This window comes from Microbacterium sp. DT81.1 (assembly GCF_049844955.1).
In the GTDB taxonomy this organism is placed as follows: Bacteria; Actinomycetota; Actinomycetes; order Actinomycetales; family Microbacteriaceae; genus Microbacterium.
In genome coordinates, this window is the sequence record NZ_JBNCMA010000007.1 from 208,421 (window position 1) to 228,576 (window position 20,156).

Below are 20,156 nucleotides of genomic sequence, written 5' to 3' on the forward strand. Positions count from 1 at the left end.
TTGCGTATGCTCACCGATACCCCCGTCCGGCTGGGCGTCCAGCTTCAGCCCCAGCACGTGCAGTACACCGACATCCGAGATGCGGTGCGGCGCCTGGAGGACATGGGCGTCGACATCCTCTTCAACTGGGACCACTTCTTCCCGCTGTCGGGCGATCCGGACGGCCTGCACTTCGAGTCGTGGTCGATGCTCGGCGCCTGGGCCGAGCAGACCGAGCGCGTCGAGTTCGGGGCGCTCGTCAACTGCAACAGCTACCGCAACCCCGACCTGCAGGCCGACATGGCCCGCACGATCGACCACATCAGCGCGAAGGGCGGAGAGGGCCGATTCATCTTCGGCACCGGCGCCGGGTGGTTCGAGAAGGACTACGACGCGTACGGCTACGAGTTCGGCACACCCGGCACGCGGCTGAACGACCTCGCCGACGGGCTTGCCCGCATCACCGCCCGCTGGGAGGTGCTCAACCCCGCACCGACCCGGCGGATCCCGATCATGATCGGCGGCTCCGGCGAGCAGAAGACCCTCCGCCTCGTCGCCCGGCACGCGGACTACTGGCACAGCTTCGTGCCCGCCGAGCAGCTGCCGCACAAGCTGTCGGTCATCGAGAAGTGGGCCGAGAAGGAGGGGCGCGACACGTCGAACCTCGTGCTCTCCAACGAGCTGCACCGGCGAGGCCAAGACATCGCCGACGGGCTCTTCGACGCGGGGGTGCGCCTGTTCACCCTCGGCTTCGGCGGACCCGACTACGACTACGACCTCGTGCGCTCGTGGCTGCGCTGGCGCGACGCAAAGAACGGCACGGTCTGAGCCGCCGCGCAGCCATAGGCTAAGGCAATGGCTCATCCCGTTTCGGAGCTCTTCGACGCCGAAGAGTGGATGCCGGCACCCGGCGCCCTGGACAGCGACGGTGCCGACGCATACACCGACATCACGGCGCACGTCTCCACCGACGGCCGCCTCGCGCGCATCGCGTTCCACCGGCCCGAGGTGCGCAACGCGTTCCGCCCGCACACGGTGGACGAGCTCTACCGAGCGCTGGACATCGCCCGGCAGGACCCACGCATCGGGGTCGTGCTGCTGACCGGCAACGGCCCGAGTGCGAAGGACGGCGGATGGGCGTTCTGCTCCGGCGGCGACCAGCGCATCCGCGGCCGCCACGGCTACCAGTACGCCCCGGCGGCCGACCCTTCGACGGGCTCAGGGACCGACCCTTCGACGGGCTCAGGGACCGACCCTTCGACGGGCTCGGGGACCGACCCTTCGACGGGCTCAGGGACCGATGAGGGGTCCGCCCTCTCGGCCATGAGTCGCCTCCACATCCTCGAGGTGCAGCGCCTCATCCGCTTCATGCCGAAGGCCGTGATCGCGGTGATCCCCGGGTGGGCGGCGGGCGGCGGTCACTCCCTGCACGTCGTCTGCGACCTGTCCATCGCGTCCGCGGAGCACGGTCGTTTCAAGCAGACGGATGCCGATGTCGGGTCGTTCGACGCCGGCTACGGCTCCGCGTACTTCGCCCGGCAGATCGGCCAGAAGTTCGCCCGGGAGGTCTTCTTCCTCGCCGAGGAGTACTCGGCACAGCGGGCGTACGAGATGGGGGCCGTCAACCGCGTCGTGCCGCATGCCGAGCTGGAGCGCGAGGCGATCAAGATGGCCCGCGGCATCCTGACCAAGTCACCGACGGCCATCCGCATGCTCAAATTCGCCTTCAACGCCGTCGACGACGGCCTGGTCGGCCAGCAGGTCTTCGCCGGCGAGGCGACGCGCCTGGCCTATGGCACCGACGAGGCGGTGGAGGGCCGGGATGCCTTCCTCGAGAAGCGCGAGCCCGACTGGGCGCCATACCCGTGGCACTACTGATGCCCTCATGAGGCTGGAACCCGTCGCGGGCGATGACCCGCGCGACCTGCTCCGTGCGCTGCGGGCCGCCCTCAACGGCGGGGGACCGGCGGTGGGCCTCGGCATGCTCGGCGCCCAGGCCGCCGCTCCGCCCGAAGTGCCTGCCGGCACGGCGGTCGTCGTGGCGACCTCCGGCTCGACCGGCACGCCCAAGAACGTCGCCCTCAGCCGCAACGCCCTCACCGCGAGCGCCCTGGCCACGGCGGAGCGGATCGGCGAGGGCTCCTGGCTGCTCGCCCTGCCGGCCAGCTACGTCGCCGGCCTTCAGGTGCTCGTCCGCTCGCTCGTGCAGGGCAGGGAGCCGGCCCTGCTCTCCGGCACCTTCTCGGCGCAGGCGTTCACCGCCGCCGCCCTCACCATGGCCTCGAGCGATGGCGGCATCCGAATACCGACGTTCACCTCCCTCGTCCCGGCTCAGCTGACCCTGCTGCTCGATGCGGCCGAGCACGAGTCGGCCGTCCGTGCGGCCCTGCGGTCCTTCTCGGCTGTCCTCGTCGGCGGGCAGGCGCTGCCGCCGGTCGTGCTGGAGCGGGCGACACTCGCCGGCGTGCGCGTCGTGCGCACCTATGGGTCCACCGAGACCAGCGGCGGCTGCGTCTACGACGGCGTCCCGCTCTCGGGCGTCCGCGTTCGCGAGAAGGGCGGCGAGCTGCAGATCGCGGGCCCGACGCTCGCCGACGGGTATCTCGGGGATGAGGGGCTGACGGATGCGGCGTTCCCCCGTGATCCCGACCGCACCCGCTGGTACCGCACCGGCGATGCCGGCATCGTGGAGGACGGCGTCGTCCGCGTGCGGGGCCGCATCGACAACGTCATCGTCTCGGGTGGCATCAATGTGTCGCTCGACCGCGTCGAGCGCATCGTGCGCGCCGTTCCGGGGCTCGAGGCGGCCGTGGTGATCGGCGTCCCCGATCCCAAGTGGGGCGAGGCCAGCGTCGTGGTGGCGCCCCGTGGCGAGGCCCTGCGTCGCAGCGAGTCGACGCAGCTGCAGGAGGCGCGCGACGCGGTGGCAGCGGATGTCGGACCTCACGCGCGCCCCGGTCGCCTCGTGCTCGTGGACCGGCTCGACACCCTCCCATCGGGCAAGCCGGACCGCGAGGCCATCCGGCGCGCCGTCGCGGGCCTCTCCCGGCGCAATCCGTCTACGCGTTGACGTCCACCACGCAGAAGCGGTTGCCCTCGGTGTCTTCGAGCACCACGTAGTCGGCGTCCTCCGGATACCCGTCCCAGTCGACCTCCCGGGCGCCGAGCCCGAGCAGCCGCTGGATCTCCGCCGCCTGGTCATCGGCGTAGAGATCCAGGTGCAGCCGCGGCGGATAGTGCTGGGGATAGCCGGTCACCGAGAGCGCGATGCTCGTGCCCGGTCCGTCCCACGTGCCCTTCTGCGGCGGGTCGAGGATCACCCAGTCATCCGACGGCTCGCCCCGGTCGACGTACCCCAGGGCCGCACGCCAGAACTCTCCGGCGCGGTCGATGTCTTCGACGGTGAGCACCGTCGTCCCGATCGTCAGCATGCGTCCAGTGTTCTCGCACGAGCGTCGGCGGACAACCCCTCTGCACGCCGTGGCGCGGACGACCCCATCTGCGCCATAGGATCACTTCTCGTGGCAGGCAACCCGAGCAAGAACCGCAAGCGTCCCCCGGCGAAGAAGCAGAAGCCGCGGGGGAACCCGGAGAAGGCGCACGTCTCGCGCGACCCGCGCAAGGTCGAACCGGCGACCTTCCGCGACTGGGTGGGCGCCGCGCGCCTGCGCACGCTTCCTCTCGCGTTCACCCCTGTTCTCATCGGCACCGGTGCCGCGGTGCTCGCGACCGGCGAGCTCCACTGGGTCATCGCGCTGGCCTGCCTCGTCGTCGCGGTCTCCCTGCAGATCGGCGTCAACTACGCGAACGACTACTCGGACGGCGTCCGCGGGACGGACGACCACCGCGTGGGCCCAGCCCGCCTGACGGCGTCGCGGCGTGTGAAGCCTCGCGCGGTGCTCACGGTCGCACTCATCTTCTTCCTCATCGCGGCCCTCGCAGGGCTGGCGATCGTCATCCGCACGCAGCAGTGGTGGCTGCTGCTCGTCGGCGCACTGTGCCTGCTGGCCGGCTGGTTCTACACCGGCGGCAAGCGCCCCTACGGGTACTACGGGCTCGGCGAGCTCTTCGTCTTCGTCTTCTTCGGGCTCGTCGCCACGCTCGGCACGACCTGGGTGCAGGCCCTCATCATCCCCCAGGAGGCCTGGTTCGGCGGTGTGGCGGCGGGCCTGCTCGCCTGCGCTGTGCTGCTGGCCAACAACCTGCGCGACATCGACCAGGACCGCCTCGCGGGCAAGCGCACCCTGACCGTGCTGATCGGCAAGCGCGCGACGCAGTGGCTGTTCACCCTCTTCGTACTCGGCGCGTTCGTCATCGGCGTCTACCTCGCCGTGTTCTACCCGATCGCCTGGCTCACGCTGATGGCCCTGCTCGCCGGCATCCCCGCGATCCTCATCGTGTGGACCTACCGCGATCCGCGCGAGCTGGTCGTGGCGCTGGCGCTCACGTCACTGACGTCGATCGCGTACGGCGCCATCCTGTTCTGGGCGTTCGTCGGCTGACGCGCCCGCTGAGCGCCGGCTCCAACTCCGGCTCCAACTCCGATCAGCGTTCGCCGGATGCCTCGCCGCGGCGCGACGCGTCGACCGCGTCATCCTCGATGTCTTCGTCGGGGCGGGTATCCACCGTCTGGGCGGGGCGTGCCCTGCGGGCGGCGACGGATGCCGAGACATCGGACAGCGGGCGGCGGAGGAAGAGCAGCGAGAGACTGAACCCGATGAGCGCGGCGAAGATCGCGGTCAGCCAGTAATACTCGCGCATGATCGGGATCAGCATCAGCAGGCCGAACGGAACGAGGAATGCGAGCAGCCGCAGAACGGTGTAGACGACGACCGGTGGGAGCTTCACCCGTCCAGTTTAGGTCGCCGTCTGCGCGCCTCCGGGCGGGCCTGCTGTATACCCGCTCACAGTTCGGCAACGACCAGCCGAAGGCGAGCCGACGCGCCTAGGATGGGAGCGTGACACGGCTGCTCCTCATCCTCGGGTTGCTGGCGATCGCTTTCTGGGTCTACAGCATCGTCGACTGCGCCGTGCAGCCCTCCACCCGGCACCGTGGTGTGTCCAAGGGCGCCTGGATCGCCATCGTGGTCCTGCTTCCCGTCGTCGGCGGCCTCCTCTGGTTCGTCGTCGGCCGCAGCGGCAGACGCACCGCGAAGGCGATGCGAGCGCCCGACGATGATCCCGAGTTCCTCAACCACATCGGCACGGTGAGCGACCAGGACGAGCGCATCCGCCGCCTCGAAGAAGAGCTGGCTCAGCTCGACGCCGAAGACGACGACCCCAAGTGGAGCAATCCGCCCACCGGACCGACGCCCGCTGCGGGCGCGACGGGCGGAACGCCCTCGCCCGGCCCCGACCCCGACGGAGACGACACCCGGGGCCAGCGCGGCGCCGTCGGCTGACGCGTGACCGACCGCTCCCCGCGCGTCTCGTCACCCGCGACGGATGCCGCAGCCGCCCTGCTGGGCGAGCTCGTCTCCCTCGGCCTCCGGCACATCGTCCTCAGCCCCGGCTCGCGCTCCCAGGCGCTGGCCCTCGTCGCCGCCCGGCTGGAAGCCCGGGGCGACGTGCGCCTGCACGTGCGCATCGATGAGCGCGTCGCGGGCTTCACGGCTCTCGGCCTGGCACGAGAGACCCAAATGCCGGTTGCCGTGGTCTGCACGTCCGGCACCGCGGCTGCCAACCTGCTGCCGGCGGCGCTCGAGGCCCACCACGCGGGAGTGCCGGTGATGATCCTCACCGCCGACCGGCCGCCGGAACTCCGAGGCGTCGGCGCCAACCAGACCACGCGTCAGCCGGGGATGTTCGCCCCGAGCACCCGATGGGAGGCCGATCTTCCGGTCCCCGAAGAGGTGGACGACGTGGGAGACTCGTCATCCACTGCGATGCTCCGCGCCCTCGCCGGCGAGGCATTCGCCGCCGCGCTGGGCGCAGGCACTCGTGCCGCGGGGCCGGTGCATCTCAATGTGCCGTATCGCGAGCCGTTGGGCGGGCAGCTGCCGCCCTGGTTCGAGCGGGCCGAGACTGCGCCGGAACCTGAGGTCCCCGCCGACGCCGAGGTCGTCTCGGGGGCGCTGTACCAGGGAGGCGGGGGCATCGGCGAGGCCGATCAGCCCGCCGAGCCGCAGGACGAGCCGTTCATCCTCGAGCGAGGGCCGCGCACGGTGGTCGTCGCCGGTGCTGACGCGGGGCCGGATGCCGAGGCCCTCGCGTTCGAGGGCGGCTGGCCGCTCGTCGCCGAGATCGTCAGCGGCGCTCGCTTCGGACGGCAGGCGGTGCGCGGCTACCGCACGCTCCTGCGCGACGCGGAGCTCGGTGGACGGATCGAGCGCGCGGTCGTCTGGGGCCACCCCACCCTCAGCAGGGAGGTGACCGCCCTGCTGTCCCGGCCGGAGGTCGAGGTCGTGGCGCTGCGCGGCCCCGGCGAGCCGCTGAACCTGAACGGCCTGACGATCGCCGCCGACACGGTGCGCGTTGCGACGGGGGAGCCCGATCGGTCATGGCTCGGCGCGTGGCTGCGCGCCTCCGCCGCGGCATCCGTCGATCTCGACCCGCCCGCCCCCGACACGGCGGCGCTCTCGTCCTCCGACTCGGCCGAGCGGCTCGCCGCCGTGGCCGCCGAGCTGGCGGCCGTCCGGCGGCCACTCGATCGCGAGGGTCTCGTCGACGCTGTGTGGCGAGCCACCTGGCCGCACGACCGCCTCATGTTCGGGTCGTCCCGGCTCGTCCGCGTGGCCGACGACGTGCTGGCCGGCAAGAAGGTGCCGGTGCATGCCAACCGGGGTCTCGCCGGCATCGACGGCACCATTGCGACGGCCACGGGCGTCGCCCTCGGGAGCCAGGCCGGGGGAGCGCCCGGCGTGACCCGGGTGCTGCTCGGCGATCTCGCCTTCCTGCACGACATCGGGGCGCTGGCCCTTCCCCCGGGTGAGGACGAACCGCGCCTGCAGGTCGTCGTCGGCAACGACGGGGGCGGCACGATCTTCGACGGACTCGAGGTCGCCGCCGTCGCGTCGCCCGCCGACATGGACCGAGTGCTGTACACGCCCCAGGCGGTGGGGCTCGAGCACCTGGCGCGCGCCTTCGGCTGGGAGTATGCGCGCGTGACGACGCGCGCCGCGCTCGACCAGGCGCTGACCGCGCCGGTCGTCGGACGCCAGCTCATAGAGGTGCCCCTTTCGCGCTGAGCCCGCCACAATGGCTCCATGAGTCACGATGATGCGACCTCCTGGACGATCCCTCCCTCCGACGCCCTGCGAATCGGAGACGGCTTCCGGCTCTCCGACCGCGACCCGGAATCCACGCCGGGGTACGAGGGGAAGAAGGCCGACGGCACGGCCGATCTCGAAGAGGGGACCCCGTTCCTCGACGGTATGCAGGAGCGGCTCTACGCCGCTTCGGTGGGCGGAGATTCAAAGGATGCGCTTCTCCTCGTCGTGCAGGCGATGGACACCGCCGGGAAGGGCGGCATCCTCCGCCACGTGATCGGATCCGTCGATCCGCAGGGCGTCCATCTTGCGGCGTTCAAGAAGCCGACGGAGGAGGAGCTCGCGCACGACTTCCTCTGGCGCATCGAGAAGCAGCTGCCGGCGGCAGGCAAGATCGGGGTCTTCGACCGGTCGCATTACGAGGACGTGCTGATCGGTCGCGTTCGCTCCCTCGTGCCGCCGGAGGAGATCGAGCGGCGATACGAAGCGATCAACGCCTTCGAAGCGGATGTCGCCGGCCGCGGCATCCGCATCGTCAAGGTGATGCTGCACATCTCCAAGGACGAGCAGAAGACGCGGCTGCAGGCGCGACTTGACCGGCCCGACAAGCACTGGAAGTACAACCCGGGAGATGTCGATGAACGGCTGCGGTGGGACGATTACATGGCGGCCTACCAGACGGTGCTCGACCGTACGTCGACCGAGGTCGCACCGTGGCACGTCATCCCGGCGAACCGCAAGTGGTACGCGCGGCTCGCGGTGCAGGGGCTGCTGCTGGACGCGCTGGAGAAGATCGACCCGCAGTGGCCCGTCGCGGACTTCGATGTCGAGGTGGAAAAGGCGCGGCTCGCCGCGTCCTGACCCGCTTTCTGCGCCGAGTGCACGGCAACCCGCCGAGCACACGGCCTCCGCGCGTCGCGATGCCGTGCACCCGGCGAGAGGCGGTCCACTCGTGCTGAGATAGATGTTGCTCATCTTCACGGCCGGCTGGTGGTGGGCGCCGCTTGCCCTGATCGGCGGATTCGTGGCGATGCTCACCACGCTGGCCCGCATGCTGTTCGCCCCGCAGTCGCGGGACTCCCGGGTGGCCTCGCGTGTGGGGGAGTAGCGGGCGTTCCCTCCTTCGGAGGATGTCGCGCACGTCGGCCCTTTCTCCGGTAAGGAAGCCGAGAAACGCGACATTCTCCGAAGTTGCTCGTCGGCCCCGTCACGAAGCGTCGAGCGGTCGCCTCGTAGGGTGGCCGGATGACCGGAAGGCGCGAGCACGACCAGGTGGGCGACCGCAGCGACCGAGACCGGCTGTGGGCGATCGCCGACGGGTATGTCGCGGCGCTCGCCGTGCACGAGCCGGATGCCGCGCAGGCGCTCGGTCGCGATGATGGGCCGCTGCTGGCCGACATCGGACCAGCGTGGCTGCTCGAGCGGTACGAGCTGCAGGGTCGCACGCTCGCCGACCTGGACGCCCTGCCCCCGGCGGCCGGGGATGAGACCCTGCGGGCGGCGCTGCGCGAGCGGGTCGAGCGCGAGCGGCTGCTCTTCGACACCGGCTTCACGACGCGCCTCGTCGCCGGGCTCGCCAGCCCCGTCCACCTCATCCGCTATTCCTTCGAGGGTGCGCAGCTGACTCCGGATGCCGCGGGTGTGCGCCTCGTCGCGCGCCTTCGCGCCGTGCCCCGGGCGATCGGCCAGTACATCGACACTCTCCGGTGGTCACGCGCACAGGGGCTGGCCGGGCGCTTCTCCGGCACGGGCGTCGCGCCCGTCCGGCAGATCGACACCCTCGCCGCTCAGGTGGAGGCGTGGGCGGCGGATGACTGGTTCGGTTCGCTGACGGTTCTCGAGCGAGCGGATGCCGCGCATCGCGCCGACTTCCGGGCGGCGGCCGAAGAGGCGAACACCGCCTTGCGCGGGCTCACCGAGTTCCTTCGGGAGGACCTTCGGCCGAGCGCCCCAACCGCGGACGGGGTAGGCGAGGCCGTGTACGGCGACCTTGCCGCCGCTATGCTGGGCGCGCGCATCGACGTTGCCGACACCTATGCCTTCGGGTGGAGGGAGCTCGAGCGACTGACGGACGAGGCGACGCTCCTCGCATCCCCGCTCGGCGGCACCGGAGCCGACCCGGTCCGCTCGGCGGCAGACATCTTGGACTCCGATCCGCGCTACCGGCTCGAGGGCATCGACGCCATCCGGGAGTGGCTGACGCAGCGCGTGCACGAGACGATCGACGCCGTGTCCGGCACCGCCTTCGACCTCCCGCCCGCGGTGCGCGACGTCGAGTGCATCGTCTCTCCGTCCTCCGCCGGAGTCGTCTACTACACGCCGTCGCCCCCCGACGGCTCCGAGCCCGGCCGCATCGTCTGGACGATCCCGAGCGGCGTGCCGGCGGCCGCGACGTGGCAAGAGGTCTCGAGCGTCCATCACGAGGGGGTTCCCGGGCACCATCTCGAGCACGTCATGAATGCGTCCAACCTCGGCCTGCACCCTTGGCAGCGCCATCTCTGCCACATTCACGGCTACGCGGAGGGCTGGGCCCACTACGCGGAGCAGCTCGCCGACGAGCTCGGCCTGATCCGCGACGACGCGGAGCGACTGGGACTCGTGCTCGGCCAGATCTGGCGGGCCGTGCGGATCGTCGCCGACATCGGTTTGCACACGGGATGGGGCATCCCGTCGAACACCCTCATCGACGACGTGGAATGGACGCCCGAGGTCGCCCGCCGGCTGCTCGTCGAGCGGGCCCTCGTCGAACCGGCGCTCGCGCGCTTCGAGGTCGATCGCTACCTGGGCTGGCCGGGGCAGGCGCTGGCGTTCAAGGTGGGCGCGCGCCTGTGGCACGACGCGAGGGATGCCTGGGCGGCCGAACGCGGCGACGCGTTCACGCTGCGCGACTTCCACCGCGAGGCGCTGGGCTTCGGCCCGATGGGGCTGGGACCCCTGCGCCGGCTGCTCCTGCGCGACTAGAGCGACGACCGGGCCGCGCGGCCGGCATCGTCGCGGACGATCACGCCCGCCTTCATCACGAAGTCGATGCCGCGCAGAGCTGTCGTCCCGCGAGTCGGGTCCTCGGTCATCGCAATGAGGTCGGCCGCGTAGCCCGGTCGCAGCGCGCCGAGTTCGTCCCCGACCCCGAGCCACGACGCGGGGCGGAAGGTGGCGGCGCGGATGGCGCCGACCGGGTCCAGGCCGCCCTGCTCCATGTGCTCCAACTCGCGGACGGTCGCCGAGGTGCCCTCGAAGGCCCAGAATGGCGGCATGTCACTGCCGAGCAGCACGTCGACGCCGGCATCCAATGCGAAGCGGTAGGACTCGAGGTGCCGATCCGCCGCGCCGAGCGCGCGCTCCTGCATCCACGCCGGCACACCGAGCTCGTCGAAGAAGGAGCCCGCGCGCGTGACCACGAGCGTCGGCACCAGCGCCACGCCCCGCTCCGCCATGAGCGCCGCGACCTCGGGCGTGAGCTCGTATCCGTGCTCGACGCAGTCGAGGCCCAGCTCTACCGCGTCGGCGATGACGGCCGCCGGACCGGCGTGCGCCGTGACCTTGCGCCCCCAGGCGTGGGCGGTGGAGATCGCTGCGGCCATCTCGTCCCGCGTGAGCTGCGGGGTGGTGATCTGCTCGTGCTCGCCGGCGATGCCGCCGGAGATCATGATCTTGATGAGATCCGCTCCGGCCCGCAGCTGTCCGCGCACTCCGCGGGTGAATTCCACGGGCCCGTCGCACTCGAGGGTGTCGTCCGTGTCGTGACCGTGCCCGCCGGTGCAGGCGAGCGCTCGACCGGCGGTGAAGATGCGGGGGCCCGGCACCAGACCGGCCTCGATCGCCCGGCGGAGGGCGAAGTCCGCCCCGCCCTTCTCCGCGACGCAGCGCACGGTCGTGACTCCCGACAAAAGGGTGCGGCGGGCGCCGTCCGCCATGTACAGGGCGAGCTCGGGGTCATCGAGCGCGCTCACCGCGTCGCCGGACGGTCCCGGCAGCGACAGCGAGAGGTGCGTGTGCATGTTGATGAGCCCGGGCATCACGTGCGCGCCGCCGAGGTCGATGGCACCCGCATCGGAAGGAACGGAGCTCGCCGGGGCGATGTCACGGATGACCCCCTCCCGGATCACGACGGCCACGCCGTCCCGCGGTTCCGGGTCGATACCGTCGACGAGCCGCAGGTTCGTGAGGATCGCGTCGCCGTGGGGAAGGAGGCTGCGGACGGTGCCGGTCATGCGAGGGCGTCCACGATGGGGCGGAACTTCACGCGGGTCTCCAGCAGTTCGGCCTCCGGGTCGCTGCCGGCCACGATCCCCGCACCCGCGTGCGCGGTGACGGGGATCGTCTCCCCGCTGCCCGCGGAATCCTCTGACACATCGAACTGGGCGCACCGCAGGGCGATGGCCCACTCGCCGTCGCCGTTCCCGTCCACCCAGCCGACCGGCCCGGCGTAGCGACCGCGGTCGAACGGCTCGAGCCGCCGGATCACCTCGATCGCGGCAGCCGTCGGGGAGCCGGCCACTGCCGCCGTCGGATGCAGCGCTCCGACGAGGTCGAGCGAGGAAGCGCCGTCCGAGAGATCGCCCTCGACATCCGTCGCCAGATGGAAGACGTTCGGCAGCTTCAGCGTGAAGGGCTGCTCGCTCGCCGCGAGGGCGCTCGTGTGGGGACGGAGCGAGGCAAGCACGCTCTGCACGGCGTAGAGGTGCTCGTCCTGGTCCTTGGCGCTGGTGGCGAGGGCGAGGGATGCCGCGGTGTCCGCATCCGCGTCGGCTCCCCGTGGGGCGGTGCCGGCGAGCACACGGGCGGTCACGGTTCCGCCCGACACCGTGACGAGTGTCTCGGGACTGGCGCCGATGATGCCGTCCACGGCATACGTCCAGCAGTCCGGGTAGCCGATCGCGAGGGCACGCGCGAGGCGGCGCAGGTCGGCGCCTCTCGGCACGGTGCCGACGAGATCACGGGCGAGCACGACCTTGCCGACCTCGTGGGAGGCGACCGCCTCGAGCGCCTCGCGCACCGAGTCCTGGTACCCGGCCGGTCCCTGAGCACCGGGCCCCAGAGTCGCGGACCAGTAGGGCCCGTACGGGATGGGCTCGCCGTGCCTGGCGTCGCCGGAGGCGGAGTCGTCGAGCTCGATGCGAGTGATCCACGACCGGCCGGCACGTCGGCCGACGACGACCCTCGGCACGACCAGCACGCTCGGACGAGGCGATCGGTCGTCGAAGGCGAAGGCGCCGAAAGCCACGAGGCCCGTGCCGCGGAGCACCACCTCGTCATCGACCGTCGCGACGGCGGCGAGCTCCCGCCAACGCGCCGCGAACCGTGGCGCCCGCGGCATCCGCTCACCCGCCGGCGAGCCGTTGAGACGCAAGGTGAGCGCGCTGCCGATGCCGGCGATGCCGTCTCCGCGGCGCATCCAGTACAGCGGGGAATCCGGATCGGCGTACGCCAGCACATCGTCGATGGACTCGATCGCCCGCGTGGTGACCCGCAGCCGAGGGACGTCGGCGGAGGCGGGGTCGGTCACACCTCCAGCCTAGACTCGGAGGGTGACCCCAGAGCCGATGCGCCCCATCCCGGGCACCCGGCTGACGTTCCGCTGGCGCAAGTGGGACGGGTCCCCGCACTGGCAGCACGACTGCTACTACCTGGGCTCCGATCGGTGGGGCGACTGGTTCGGACAGCCGGCCGGATCGCACAGCTCCCGGCCGGGTCGCGATGTGGTGATCGAGCACGCCGACATCACGCTGCTGCCGCCCAGCGGCGACTACGCGCTGACCATGAACGCGCCGCCGAACCGGACGCGGATCTACATCGACATCGCGTGGGATCTCCGCTGGTCGGAGAACGGCGAGCCGACCGGGATCGACATGGATCTCGATGTCGTCGACCATGCCGTTCGCGGCATCTACATCGACGACCGCGACGAGTGGGACGAGCATCGCGTGCGGTACGGCTACCCCCTGCACATCGTCGAACGGCTCGAAGCGCTCGCGGTAAACTTGGAAGTGCGCGTGACGGCACACGAAGCACCCTTCGATGCGTCGACCGCCGAGCACTGGTTCGCCGTGCTGAAGGATCTCCCGCGCGCCCCGATGGGGCTCCGCCCCAAACCCCCGGCTTGCTGACGCGCGCCCTAGACTCGACCCCGTGACACCGCACGACGCTTCCGAGCCCATCCGCGCCGACCTCGGCAAGGATCCGGCGCGCGTGAGCGGCATGTTCGACCAGGTCGCGAAGAACTACGACCGCACCAACACGGTGCTGAGCATGGGGAACGATCAGCTGTGGCGCGCGGCGACCACGCGGGCTGTCGCCCCGAAGCCCGGCCAGCGGATCCTCGACCTCGCGGCGGGCACCGGCGCGTCATCCGTCTCCCTCGCGCGCAGCGGCGCCGAGGTGGTCGCGGCCGACTTCTCGCCGGGCATGATCGCCGAGGGGCGTCGCCGGCACGGCGGCATCCGGAATCTCACCTTCGCCGAGGCGGATGCCACGAACCTCCCGTTCGAGAACGCCTCGTTCGACACCGTCACGATGTCGTTCGGCCTGCGCAATGTGAACGATCCCCGCAAGGCGCTCGCGGAGCTGCTGCGGGTCACAAAGCCCGGAGGTCGTCTCGTGGTGTGCGAGTTCTCGCATCCTCCGTCGCGCGGCTTCAACGGGCTCTACGGGTTCTACAACAACCGGGTGCTGCCCGTCGTCGCCAAGTCGGTCAGCTCGAACGCCGAGGCCTACGAGTATCTCAACGAGTCGATCCGGGACTGGCCGGATCAGCGCACGCTCGCCGGCTGGATCCGCGAAGCCGGCTGGGCGGATGTCGCCTACCGCAACCTGTCGTTCGGCATCGTGGCCCTGCACCGGGCGACCAAGCCCTCCTGACCCGAACCCGTCTCCGCCCGGCACCCGGGTAGGCTGAGGGAGTGACACCGAGCCCCTCCGCGTCGGGCTCGCGCCTGGCGAGCAGACTCGGCCTCAGCGACCGCATCTTCATCGGTCCCCAGGCAGGGCGGCTGCTGTCGAAGGTCGAGGCGGGCCTCGACCTCGTCGAGGACGGGCTGGCGCTCGATCTGCGCGTCACCGATGCACTGGCCGACTCCGCGAGCCGGTATCTGTACGAAGCGGGCGGCAAGCGCGTGCGTCCCCTCCTCACGCTGCTCACGGCGCAGCTCGGAGACGGCAACATCCCGGGTGTCATCGACGCGGCGAAGGCGCTCGAGATGACGCACCTGGGGAGCCTGTATCACGATGACGTGATGGATGGCGCCGACCGGCGTCGCGGCGTGCCCAGCGCGCACGCGGTGTGGGGCAACAGCGTGGCCATCCTGACGGGCGATCTGCTCTTCTCCCGAGCGAGCCAGCTGATGGCGCACATGGGCGACCGCGCCATCCGCCTGCAGGCCGACACCTTCGAGCGCCTCGTGCTCGGCCAGATGCACGAGACCGTCGGCCCCCAGCCGGGCGATGATCCGATCGAGTTCTACCTCGAGGTGCTCTCGGACAAGACCGGGTCGCTGATCGCGGCATCCGCGCAGGCGGGCATCATCTTCTCCAACGCACCCGAGGAGCTCGAGGCGCCGATGGCCGTGTACGGCGACAAGGTGGGCGTGGCCTTCCAGCTGATGGATGATGTCATCGACCTTTCGCCCAATCCCGAGGACACCGGCAAGGTGCCCGGGACCGACCTGCGCGCGGGCGTGCCGACCATGCCGTATCTCCTGCTGAGCGCCCGGGATGACGCCGCGTCGCGCGCCCTCCGCAGCAGGATCGATGACGGCGTGGCGCAGATCGCCGACGGCGCGGACCCCCGCATCCTCGACCACGAACTCGACCAGCTGCGCGACGACGACGCCACCGAGAGCACCCGGGCGCTCGCACAGGAGTGGTCGCAGGCGGCCGTCGAGGCGCTCGCTCCGCTGCCCCGCGGAGCCGTGCGCGACGCGCTCACGCGTTTCGCCGACGCTGTCGCCGACCGCACCAGCTGACCTTCGCGGGCTCAGCCAGACCACAGGCTCCGGGACCGCCGTACGGACCCGGGGAACGGAAAGAGAAGACCCATGACCAAGCTTCGATTGGCCATCGTCGGCGCGGGCCCCGCCGGCATCTACGCCGCCGACATCCTGCTCAAGGCCGAGCGCAAGTTCGATGTCTCCATCGACCTCTTCGAGCAGCTCCCGGCGCCCTACGGCCTGGTCCGCTACGGCGTCGCGCCCGATCACCCGCGCATCAAGGGCATCGTCAGTGCCTTGAGGGAGGTGCTCGACCGCGGCGACATCCGCATCTTCGGCAACGTCCGCTACGGCGCGGACATCACCCTCGACGACCTCAAGGGCCATTACAACGCGGTGATCTTCGCGACGGGCGCCATCCGCGACACGAGCCTCGACATCCCCGGCATCGAGGCCGCGGGGTCGTACGGCGCGGCCGACTTCGTGAGCTGGTTCGACGGCCACCCCGATGTGCCGCGCACCTGGCCGCTCACGGCCGAGTCGGTCGCCGTGATCGGCAACGGCAACGTGGCGCTCGACGTATCGCGCATGCTGGCCAAGCACGTCGACGACCTGCTTCCCACCGAGATCCCCGAGAACGTCTACGAGGGACTCCGCTCCAGCCCCGTCACGGACGTGCACGTCTTCGGCCGCCGGGGCCCGGCCCAGGTGAAGTTCACCCCGCTCGAGCTGCGGGAGCTGGGCGAGCTGCGCGACGTCGACATGGTGGTGTACGACGAGGACTTCGACTACGACGACGCGTCGCGCGCGGCGATCGCCAGCAACAAGCAGGTCATGGTCATCGATCGGGTGCTGCAGGCGTGGCGCAAGCGCCCTTCGGCGAACAACTACGCCTCGGCCCCTGAGCCTGTCGAACGGGCATCCCGCCGGCTGCACCTGCACTTCTGGGCGAAGCCGCTGGAGGTGCGCAAGGACGCCGAGGGCCGGGTGTCGTCGTTCGTGTACGAGCGCACCCGCCCCGACGGCGAGGGTGGCGTTGTGGGAACAGGGGAGATCCGCGAGGTGCCGGTGCAGGCGATCTACCGGGCGGTCGGCTACTTCGGATCGCCGCTGCCGGGCGTGCCGTTCGACAAGCGTCACGGCGTCATCCCGAACCACGAGGGCCAGGCCCTGCACAAGGACTCCAATGAGCGCGTGCCCGGGGTGTACGCGACCGGCTGGATCAAGCGCGGCCCGGTGGGTCTGATCGGCCACACCAAGTCCGACGCGATGGAGACGGTGCGTCACCTCATCAACGATCAGGGCTCCTGGTGGCAGCCCTCCGACCCGTCGGAGGAGTCCATCCCGGCGCTGCTCGACGCCCGTGCGGTGCGCTGGACCGACCTCGACGGCTGGCACCGCCTCGATCAGCACGAGGTCGCGCGCGGACTGCCGCACGGCCGTGCCCGCGTGAAGGTAGTCCCGCGCGAGGAGATGGTGCAGGTCTCGCGCGCCGAGTAGCGCCAGCCGATTCAGTCCGCTGAGGTGCGGGCGCCGATCACGACCCGCGAGACCTCCTCGATGCGTGGATGCCGCTGGTCACCGTCGTGCACGACGCCCTTGTGCCACGTCAGCTCCAGGCCGTCCGGCGTCTCCACGAGCACCGAGAGGTTGTTGTCGAACCAGGGCCCCTTGGTCGTGGTCCACTCGAACGGCGGATCGGGCACCTTCGCCGAGCGCGCTACGACGGCGCCCACGGGTCGGGCGAGGCCGTACGACATCACGACCGAGAACCAGCGCATGAGAATCGGCAGCGGGTTGCGAACCGGCGAGCACACGGCCTGCACGATGCGGCCGCCGCCGGATCGTTCGACCTCGGCGATGTACGAGAAGTGCACGTCGCCGGAGAGGATCAGAAGCGACTCCGGCGCCGGGCCGCGGCCGCCGTCGGCGATCTCGGTGAGGGTTCGGGCCAGCGCCTGGAAGCTGTTCTGCCAGGCGGCCCAGTGCTCGAGGTCGACGATCTGCCGCAGCCGCTCACCGATCCGCGCGGGGAACCTCCCCCAGGCGCCCTGCGAGACGGCCTCGTCCCATGACTCCACGTGATGCAGTCCGATGGGCAGCAGGAACGGCAGGGAGCTCGCGATCAGCAGATGCCGGAACCCACCCCGCAGCTGCTCATCCAGCCACTGCCATTCGGTGGAGTCGACCAGTGCGCGGGCGGTGGGGGTCAGATCGCGTGCGGCTCGCGAGTCGATGACCACCAGACGGATGTCGCCGAAGTCGCGGTGATAGCTGAAACGGTACGTGTCCGGCTGGCGGTCGATGCGATCGGCGAGGGCGTCGAGCGCGCCGCTGACATCCGCCTCGCCGGGACCGGTGTGCGCGACGATCCGCTGCCAGATCTCGTCGGCCGCGCGCTGCGCCGGCGAGAGGTTGCCGAGGTGCTGATACACCCAGTACGAGGCCAGCCCGGCGACGATGCGGCCGTGCCACCAGGACGTGGCATCCATCTGCTTCTTCCAGTCCAGCGAGGCGTTCCAGTCGTCACGCACGTCGTGGTCGTCGAAGATCATGGCGCTCGGCACCGTCGAGAGCAGCCACCGGATGCCATCGTCCGACCACGCGAGCCGGTAGAGGTGGGCGTACTCCTCGAAATCCTTGAGCTCCTTGCCGGGCGGCTCGCTGATGTCCCGCCGGCCGCGGATGAACTCCTGCATCGCCTCCGTCGTCATGTCGGCGTACACCTGGTCGCCCAGCAGGAGGATGAGGTCCGGGCGCAGCGACGCGTGCTCGGCCAGCGACAGCGCGAATGTGCGCATCGCGTCGACGCCGTGTGTGCGGTTTCCCTTCGCGTCGTGATCGACGCTCGTCCGGCACGAGCCCCATGCCATGCGCAGGGGCCGCTCGGCGGCGCGGGCGGCGATGACGGGCGCCGGGAAGGCAGAGTCCGGCTCGGGCCACACGCGCTCGCCGTCCAACCGCACCTCGTACGGCAGCACGGATCCCGGTACGAGGTCGTCCACGGCGACGAGCGCGTAGTGGTGACTGTGAACGGCGAACGTTCGGGCGCTCCACTCCCGCTCGCCGGCGTGCACGCTCACCGTGGCGTCGCGGTCAGTCTCCACCCACACGCTCGCACACGTCTCGGCGGTGTAGCGCAGCATCGGACCGATGAGGAGCGGAGTGGATGCCATGGTCCATGTCTAGCGCCCCCGGCAAGCGCCTGCCACGGGTCGGGTCGTCGGCCGACCCGTCGCTAGGCTGGCCGGGTGACCGAGACCCCGGAGTGGCAGCCCGACGTTCTGGGGGAGCCCTTCCGGCAGCTGACGCTGCCGCTCGACGACGACAGCGAGGGTCCCGTCGTCGCGACGCTGGTGCGCGCGCTCGCTCATCACGAGTGGTGGCGGATGCCGCGGCCGCCGCTCGAGGACGTCGATGTGCTGTACGTGCACGGCTGGTCGGACTACTTCTTCCAACGCAGCCTCGCCAAGTACTGGACCGACCGGGGCGCGCACTTCTACGCCCTCGACCTGCGGAAATACGGACGCAGCCTGCGCCCCGGGCAGACCCCGGGCTACATCGCCGACCTCGACACCTACGACGACGACATCGCGGCCGCCCTCTCCGCGATGGGCCGACCGCTCGACGGCTCGAAGCACGAGAGGCGGCTGGTGCTCGTCGGCCACTCCACCGGAGGGCTCGTGCTGAGCCTCTGGGCGGGGAGCCACCCGGGGGAGGCGGACGCCGTCATACTGAACAGCCCGTGGCTGGAATTCCAGCTCAGCGCCGTCACCCGCGTCGCGGTGGCGCCGATGGTCGGGCTGCAGGCGCGGCTGCGACCGTTGGAGACCCTGCCGCAGGTCGACTTCGGCTTCTACACGCGCGCCCAGCGCGAGGCGCGCGGTGCCGACCTGGACGTGCGCCCGGAGTGGCGCCCCGAGCAGTCCTGGACGGTGCACAGTGCCTGGCTCAACGCCATCCTCGTCGGGCACTCCAAGGTCGCGCTGGGCCTCGGCATCCAAGCTCCGGTGTGCACGCTGCTTTCGGCCAAGTCGGCGGTGCCGACCCGGTGGTCCGACGACCTCACCCGCGCCGACACCGTGCTGGTCGTCGACGACATCGCCCGCGCCGCGCTCAAGCTGGGGGAATCCGTCACCGTCGAGCGCGTTCCGGGCGCGCTCCACGACGTCTTCCTCTCGCGTGCGGACGCGCGGGATGTGGCGTACGAACGATTGGACCGGTGGGTGATGGGGTGCCTGGGCACCAAGCGCCTGCCCCTGTCGCCCGCAACCTACGACTGAGTCGCGAGGGGCGATATCACCGGCCGTCGATATAGCGGATCACGCCCCGCGTCAGCCCGCGTTCGGCCGACAATCCGCGTACATTGAGGTCACGTCGCGGAGGAACCCTGCCTCCGCGAAAGTCGCGATAGGCCTCGATCCCCCGCGAGTCGGTACGGTGCGCAGCGCCGAGGAGTCCCTCCGGACACTCGCGCAGCGGGCCTCAGCGGAAGTTGATGAACTGCAGGTCGACGTCGAGGTCGGCGTTCTTCAGCAGCGCGATGGTCGACTGCAGGTCGTCGCGGCTCTTGGACTGCACGCGCAGCTCGTCGCCCTGGATCTGCGACTTGACCGACTTCGGTCCCTCGTCGCGGATGATCTTGCCGATCTTCTTGGCGTTCTCCTGCGAGATGCCGTCCTTGATCGTGGAGGTGATGCGGTATTCCTTGCCGCTGGGCACCGGATCTCCCGACTCGAGGCTCTTCAGGCTGATGCCGCGTTTGACGAACTTGCTCTGCAGCACATCCAGCACCGCCTTCGCCCGCTCCTCCGAGCTCGCCCTGATCAGGATCGCCTCGCCGCTCCACTCGACCGACGCGCCGGTGCCCTTGAAGTCGTAGCGCTGCTCGACCTCTTTGCGCGCCTGCTGCAGGGCGTTGTCCGCCTCCTGGTGATCGACCTTGCTGACGATGTCGAACGATGAATCAGCCATGCGGGAAAGTCTACCGGGGCGTGCGATGTCGGTGCAGGCGCCGGGGAGCGAGGGGTTCCAGAGCCGGAGT

Annotated in this window: 20 protein-coding genes; 14 read left to right on the forward strand and 6 right to left on the reverse strand. The window is 70.7% G+C overall.

The genetic code is table 11. The features are described 5' to 3' along the window. Positions 1-6 precede the first annotated feature (6 nt). From ACLQ2Q_RS18775 to ACLQ2Q_RS18785, 3 genes are read left to right on the forward strand one after another with little or no spacing between them, the layout of a single operon-like run. Positions 7-807 (forward strand): LLM class F420-dependent oxidoreductase, encoded by an 801-nt coding sequence (locus ACLQ2Q_RS18775; protein WP_425822713.1) that lies wholly within the window; start codon positions 7-9, stop codon positions 805-807. A gap of 27 nt (positions 808-834) precedes the next feature. Further along, positions 835-1,857, forward strand: a complete 1,023-nt coding sequence (locus ACLQ2Q_RS18780) for a 1,4-dihydroxy-2-naphthoyl-CoA synthase (protein WP_425822715.1) — start codon at positions 835-837, stop codon at positions 1,855-1,857. Positions 1,858-1,864: 7 nt separating this feature from the next. Continuing rightward, entirely contained in the window at positions 1,865-3,049 is a 1,185-nt protein-coding gene (locus ACLQ2Q_RS18785) for an AMP-binding protein (protein WP_425822717.1), read from the forward strand. On the opposite strand, the gene ACLQ2Q_RS18790 is transcribed toward ACLQ2Q_RS18785, so the two are convergent. Next, on the reverse strand, positions 3,039-3,410 hold the full coding sequence (locus ACLQ2Q_RS18790; protein WP_425822719.1) for a VOC family protein: 372 nt from the start codon (positions 3,408-3,410) through the stop codon (positions 3,039-3,041). The genes ACLQ2Q_RS18785 and ACLQ2Q_RS18790 overlap by 11 nt on opposite strands. 90 nt (positions 3,411-3,500) lie before the next feature. Between ACLQ2Q_RS18790 and ACLQ2Q_RS18795 the strand changes: the two genes are divergently transcribed. Next, positions 3,501-4,481 (forward strand): 1,4-dihydroxy-2-naphthoate polyprenyltransferase, encoded by a 981-nt coding sequence (locus tag ACLQ2Q_RS18795; RefSeq protein WP_425822722.1) that lies wholly within the window; start codon positions 3,501-3,503, stop codon positions 4,479-4,481. 43 nt (positions 4,482-4,524) lie between these two features. Here the strand turns inward: ACLQ2Q_RS18795 and ACLQ2Q_RS18800 are convergent, their stop codons facing one another. Further along, positions 4,525-4,827: a DUF4229 domain-containing protein gene (locus ACLQ2Q_RS18800; protein ID WP_425822724.1), complete on the reverse strand. Its 303-nt coding sequence runs from the start codon at positions 4,825-4,827 to the stop codon at positions 4,525-4,527. A 110-nt stretch (positions 4,828-4,937) separates the two neighbouring features. Here ACLQ2Q_RS18800 and ACLQ2Q_RS18805 point away from each other — a divergent pair, with 110 nt between their 5' ends. From ACLQ2Q_RS18805 to ACLQ2Q_RS18825, 5 genes are all read left to right on the forward strand, one after another. Further along, positions 4,938-5,381 (forward strand): PLD nuclease N-terminal domain-containing protein, encoded by a 444-nt coding sequence (locus ACLQ2Q_RS18805; protein ID WP_425822726.1) that lies wholly within the window; start codon positions 4,938-4,940, stop codon positions 5,379-5,381. Positions 5,382-5,384: 3 nt separating this feature from the next. Continuing rightward, positions 5,385-7,166, forward strand: coding sequence for a 2-succinyl-5-enolpyruvyl-6-hydroxy-3-cyclohexene-1-carboxylic-acid synthase (gene menD / locus ACLQ2Q_RS18810; protein WP_425822728.1), 1,782 nt, complete (start codon positions 5,385-5,387; stop codon positions 7,164-7,166). A gap of 18 nt (positions 7,167-7,184) precedes the next feature. Then, positions 7,185-8,048, forward strand: coding sequence for a polyphosphate kinase 2 family protein (locus ACLQ2Q_RS18815; protein WP_425822730.1), 864 nt, complete (start codon positions 7,185-7,187; stop codon positions 8,046-8,048). Positions 8,049-8,151: 103 nt separating this feature from the next. Continuing rightward, a complete protein-coding gene (locus ACLQ2Q_RS18820; RefSeq protein WP_425822732.1) occupies positions 8,152-8,295 on the forward strand; it encodes a hypothetical protein in 144 nt (47 codons plus the stop codon). A 137-nt stretch (positions 8,296-8,432) separates the two neighbouring features. Then, on the forward strand, positions 8,433-10,148 hold the full coding sequence (locus ACLQ2Q_RS18825; protein WP_425822734.1) for a DUF885 domain-containing protein: 1,716 nt from the start codon (positions 8,433-8,435) through the stop codon (positions 10,146-10,148). Here ACLQ2Q_RS18825 and ACLQ2Q_RS18830 read toward each other — a convergent pair. Both ACLQ2Q_RS18830 and ACLQ2Q_RS18835 read right to left on the reverse strand, forming a co-directional pair. After that, positions 10,145-11,398 carry an amidohydrolase family protein gene (locus ACLQ2Q_RS18830; RefSeq protein ID WP_425822736.1) on the reverse strand — a complete coding sequence of 418 codons (1,254 nt, stop codon included), beginning with the start codon at positions 11,396-11,398 and terminating at the stop codon, positions 10,145-10,147. The two genes, ACLQ2Q_RS18825 and ACLQ2Q_RS18830, sit on opposite strands and share 4 nt — an antisense overlap. Then, on the reverse strand, positions 11,395-12,693 hold the full coding sequence (locus ACLQ2Q_RS18835; protein WP_425822738.1) for an isochorismate synthase: 1,299 nt from the start codon (positions 12,691-12,693) through the stop codon (positions 11,395-11,397). The genes ACLQ2Q_RS18830 and ACLQ2Q_RS18835 overlap by 4 nt, the downstream gene beginning before the upstream one ends. 22 nt (positions 12,694-12,715) lie before the next feature. Here ACLQ2Q_RS18835 and ACLQ2Q_RS18840 point away from each other — a divergent pair, with 22 nt between their 5' ends. The 4 genes from ACLQ2Q_RS18840 to ACLQ2Q_RS18855 all read left to right on the forward strand — a co-directional run bounded on the left by ACLQ2Q_RS18840 (position 12,716) and on the right by ACLQ2Q_RS18855 (position 16,612). Further along, on the forward strand, positions 12,716-13,294 hold the full coding sequence (locus tag ACLQ2Q_RS18840) for a DUF402 domain-containing protein (RefSeq protein WP_425822740.1): 579 nt from the start codon (positions 12,716-12,718) through the stop codon (positions 13,292-13,294). A 22-nt stretch (positions 13,295-13,316) separates the two neighbouring features. Continuing rightward, entirely contained in the window at positions 13,317-14,045 is a 729-nt protein-coding gene (locus ACLQ2Q_RS18845) for a demethylmenaquinone methyltransferase (protein WP_425822742.1), read from the forward strand. A 41-nt stretch (positions 14,046-14,086) separates the two neighbouring features. After that, entirely contained in the window at positions 14,087-15,148 is a 1,062-nt protein-coding gene (locus tag ACLQ2Q_RS18850; RefSeq protein ID WP_425822744.1) for a polyprenyl synthetase family protein, read from the forward strand. 72 nt (positions 15,149-15,220) lie between these two features. Further along, positions 15,221-16,612, forward strand: coding sequence for an FAD-dependent oxidoreductase (locus ACLQ2Q_RS18855; protein ID WP_425822746.1), 1,392 nt, complete (start codon positions 15,221-15,223; stop codon positions 16,610-16,612). Between the two features lie 11 nt (positions 16,613-16,623). Here ACLQ2Q_RS18855 and ACLQ2Q_RS18860 read toward each other — a convergent pair whose 3' ends face one another. Beyond that, positions 16,624-18,288 carry an alkaline phosphatase D family protein gene (locus ACLQ2Q_RS18860; protein WP_425822748.1) on the reverse strand — a complete coding sequence of 555 codons (1,665 nt, stop codon included), beginning with the start codon at positions 18,286-18,288 and terminating at the stop codon, positions 16,624-16,626. Positions 18,289-18,363: 75 nt separating this feature from the next. On the opposite strand from ACLQ2Q_RS18860, the gene ACLQ2Q_RS18865 reads away from it, so the two are divergent. Continuing rightward, the gene (locus tag ACLQ2Q_RS18865) at positions 18,364-19,395 is read left to right on the forward strand and encodes an alpha/beta hydrolase (RefSeq protein WP_425822750.1); all 1,032 of its coding nucleotides are present in this window, start codon (positions 18,364-18,366) and stop codon (positions 19,393-19,395) included. A gap of 202 nt (positions 19,396-19,597) precedes the next feature. Here ACLQ2Q_RS18865 and ACLQ2Q_RS18870 read toward each other — a convergent pair whose 3' ends face one another. Further along, positions 19,598-20,086, reverse strand: a complete 489-nt coding sequence (locus ACLQ2Q_RS18870) for a YajQ family cyclic di-GMP-binding protein (RefSeq protein ID WP_425822752.1) — start codon at positions 20,084-20,086, stop codon at positions 19,598-19,600. Positions 20,087-20,156: the final 70 nt, after the last annotated feature.

What these genes read in the sequence shown, in the direction of transcription:
- ACLQ2Q_RS18815 (WP_425822730.1), top strand. Translation starts at nt 7,185, where the DNA reads ATGAGTCACGATGATGCGACCTCCTGGACGATCCCTCCCTCCGACGCC.
- ACLQ2Q_RS18780 (WP_425822715.1), top strand. Translation starts at nt 835, where the DNA reads ATGGCTCATCCCGTTTCGGAGCTCTTCGACGCCGAAGAGTGGATGCCG.
- ACLQ2Q_RS18860 (WP_425822748.1), bottom strand. Translation starts at nt 18,288, where the DNA reads ATGGCATCCACTCCGCTCCTCATCGGTCCGATGCTGCGCTACACCGCC.
- ACLQ2Q_RS18855 (WP_425822746.1), top strand. Translation starts at nt 15,221, where the DNA reads ATGACCAAGCTTCGATTGGCCATCGTCGGCGCGGGCCCCGCCGGCATC.
- ACLQ2Q_RS18820 (WP_425822732.1), top strand. Translation starts at nt 8,152, where the DNA reads ATGTTGCTCATCTTCACGGCCGGCTGGTGGTGGGCGCCGCTTGCCCTG.
- ACLQ2Q_RS18790 (WP_425822719.1), bottom strand. Translation starts at nt 3,410, where the DNA reads ATGCTGACGATCGGGACGACGGTGCTCACCGTCGAAGACATCGACCGC.
- ACLQ2Q_RS18775 (WP_425822713.1), top strand. Translation starts at nt 7, where the DNA reads ATGCTCACCGATACCCCCGTCCGGCTGGGCGTCCAGCTTCAGCCCCAG.
- ACLQ2Q_RS18870 (WP_425822752.1), bottom strand. Translation starts at nt 20,086, where the DNA reads ATGGCTGATTCATCGTTCGACATCGTCAGCAAGGTCGATCACCAGGAG.
- ACLQ2Q_RS18785 (WP_425822717.1), top strand. Translation starts at nt 1,865, where the DNA reads ATGAGGCTGGAACCCGTCGCGGGCGATGACCCGCGCGACCTGCTCCGT.
- ACLQ2Q_RS18830 (WP_425822736.1), bottom strand. Translation starts at nt 11,398, where the DNA reads ATGACCGGCACCGTCCGCAGCCTCCTTCCCCACGGCGACGCGATCCTC.
- ACLQ2Q_RS18825 (WP_425822734.1), top strand. Translation starts at nt 8,433, where the DNA reads ATGACCGGAAGGCGCGAGCACGACCAGGTGGGCGACCGCAGCGACCGA.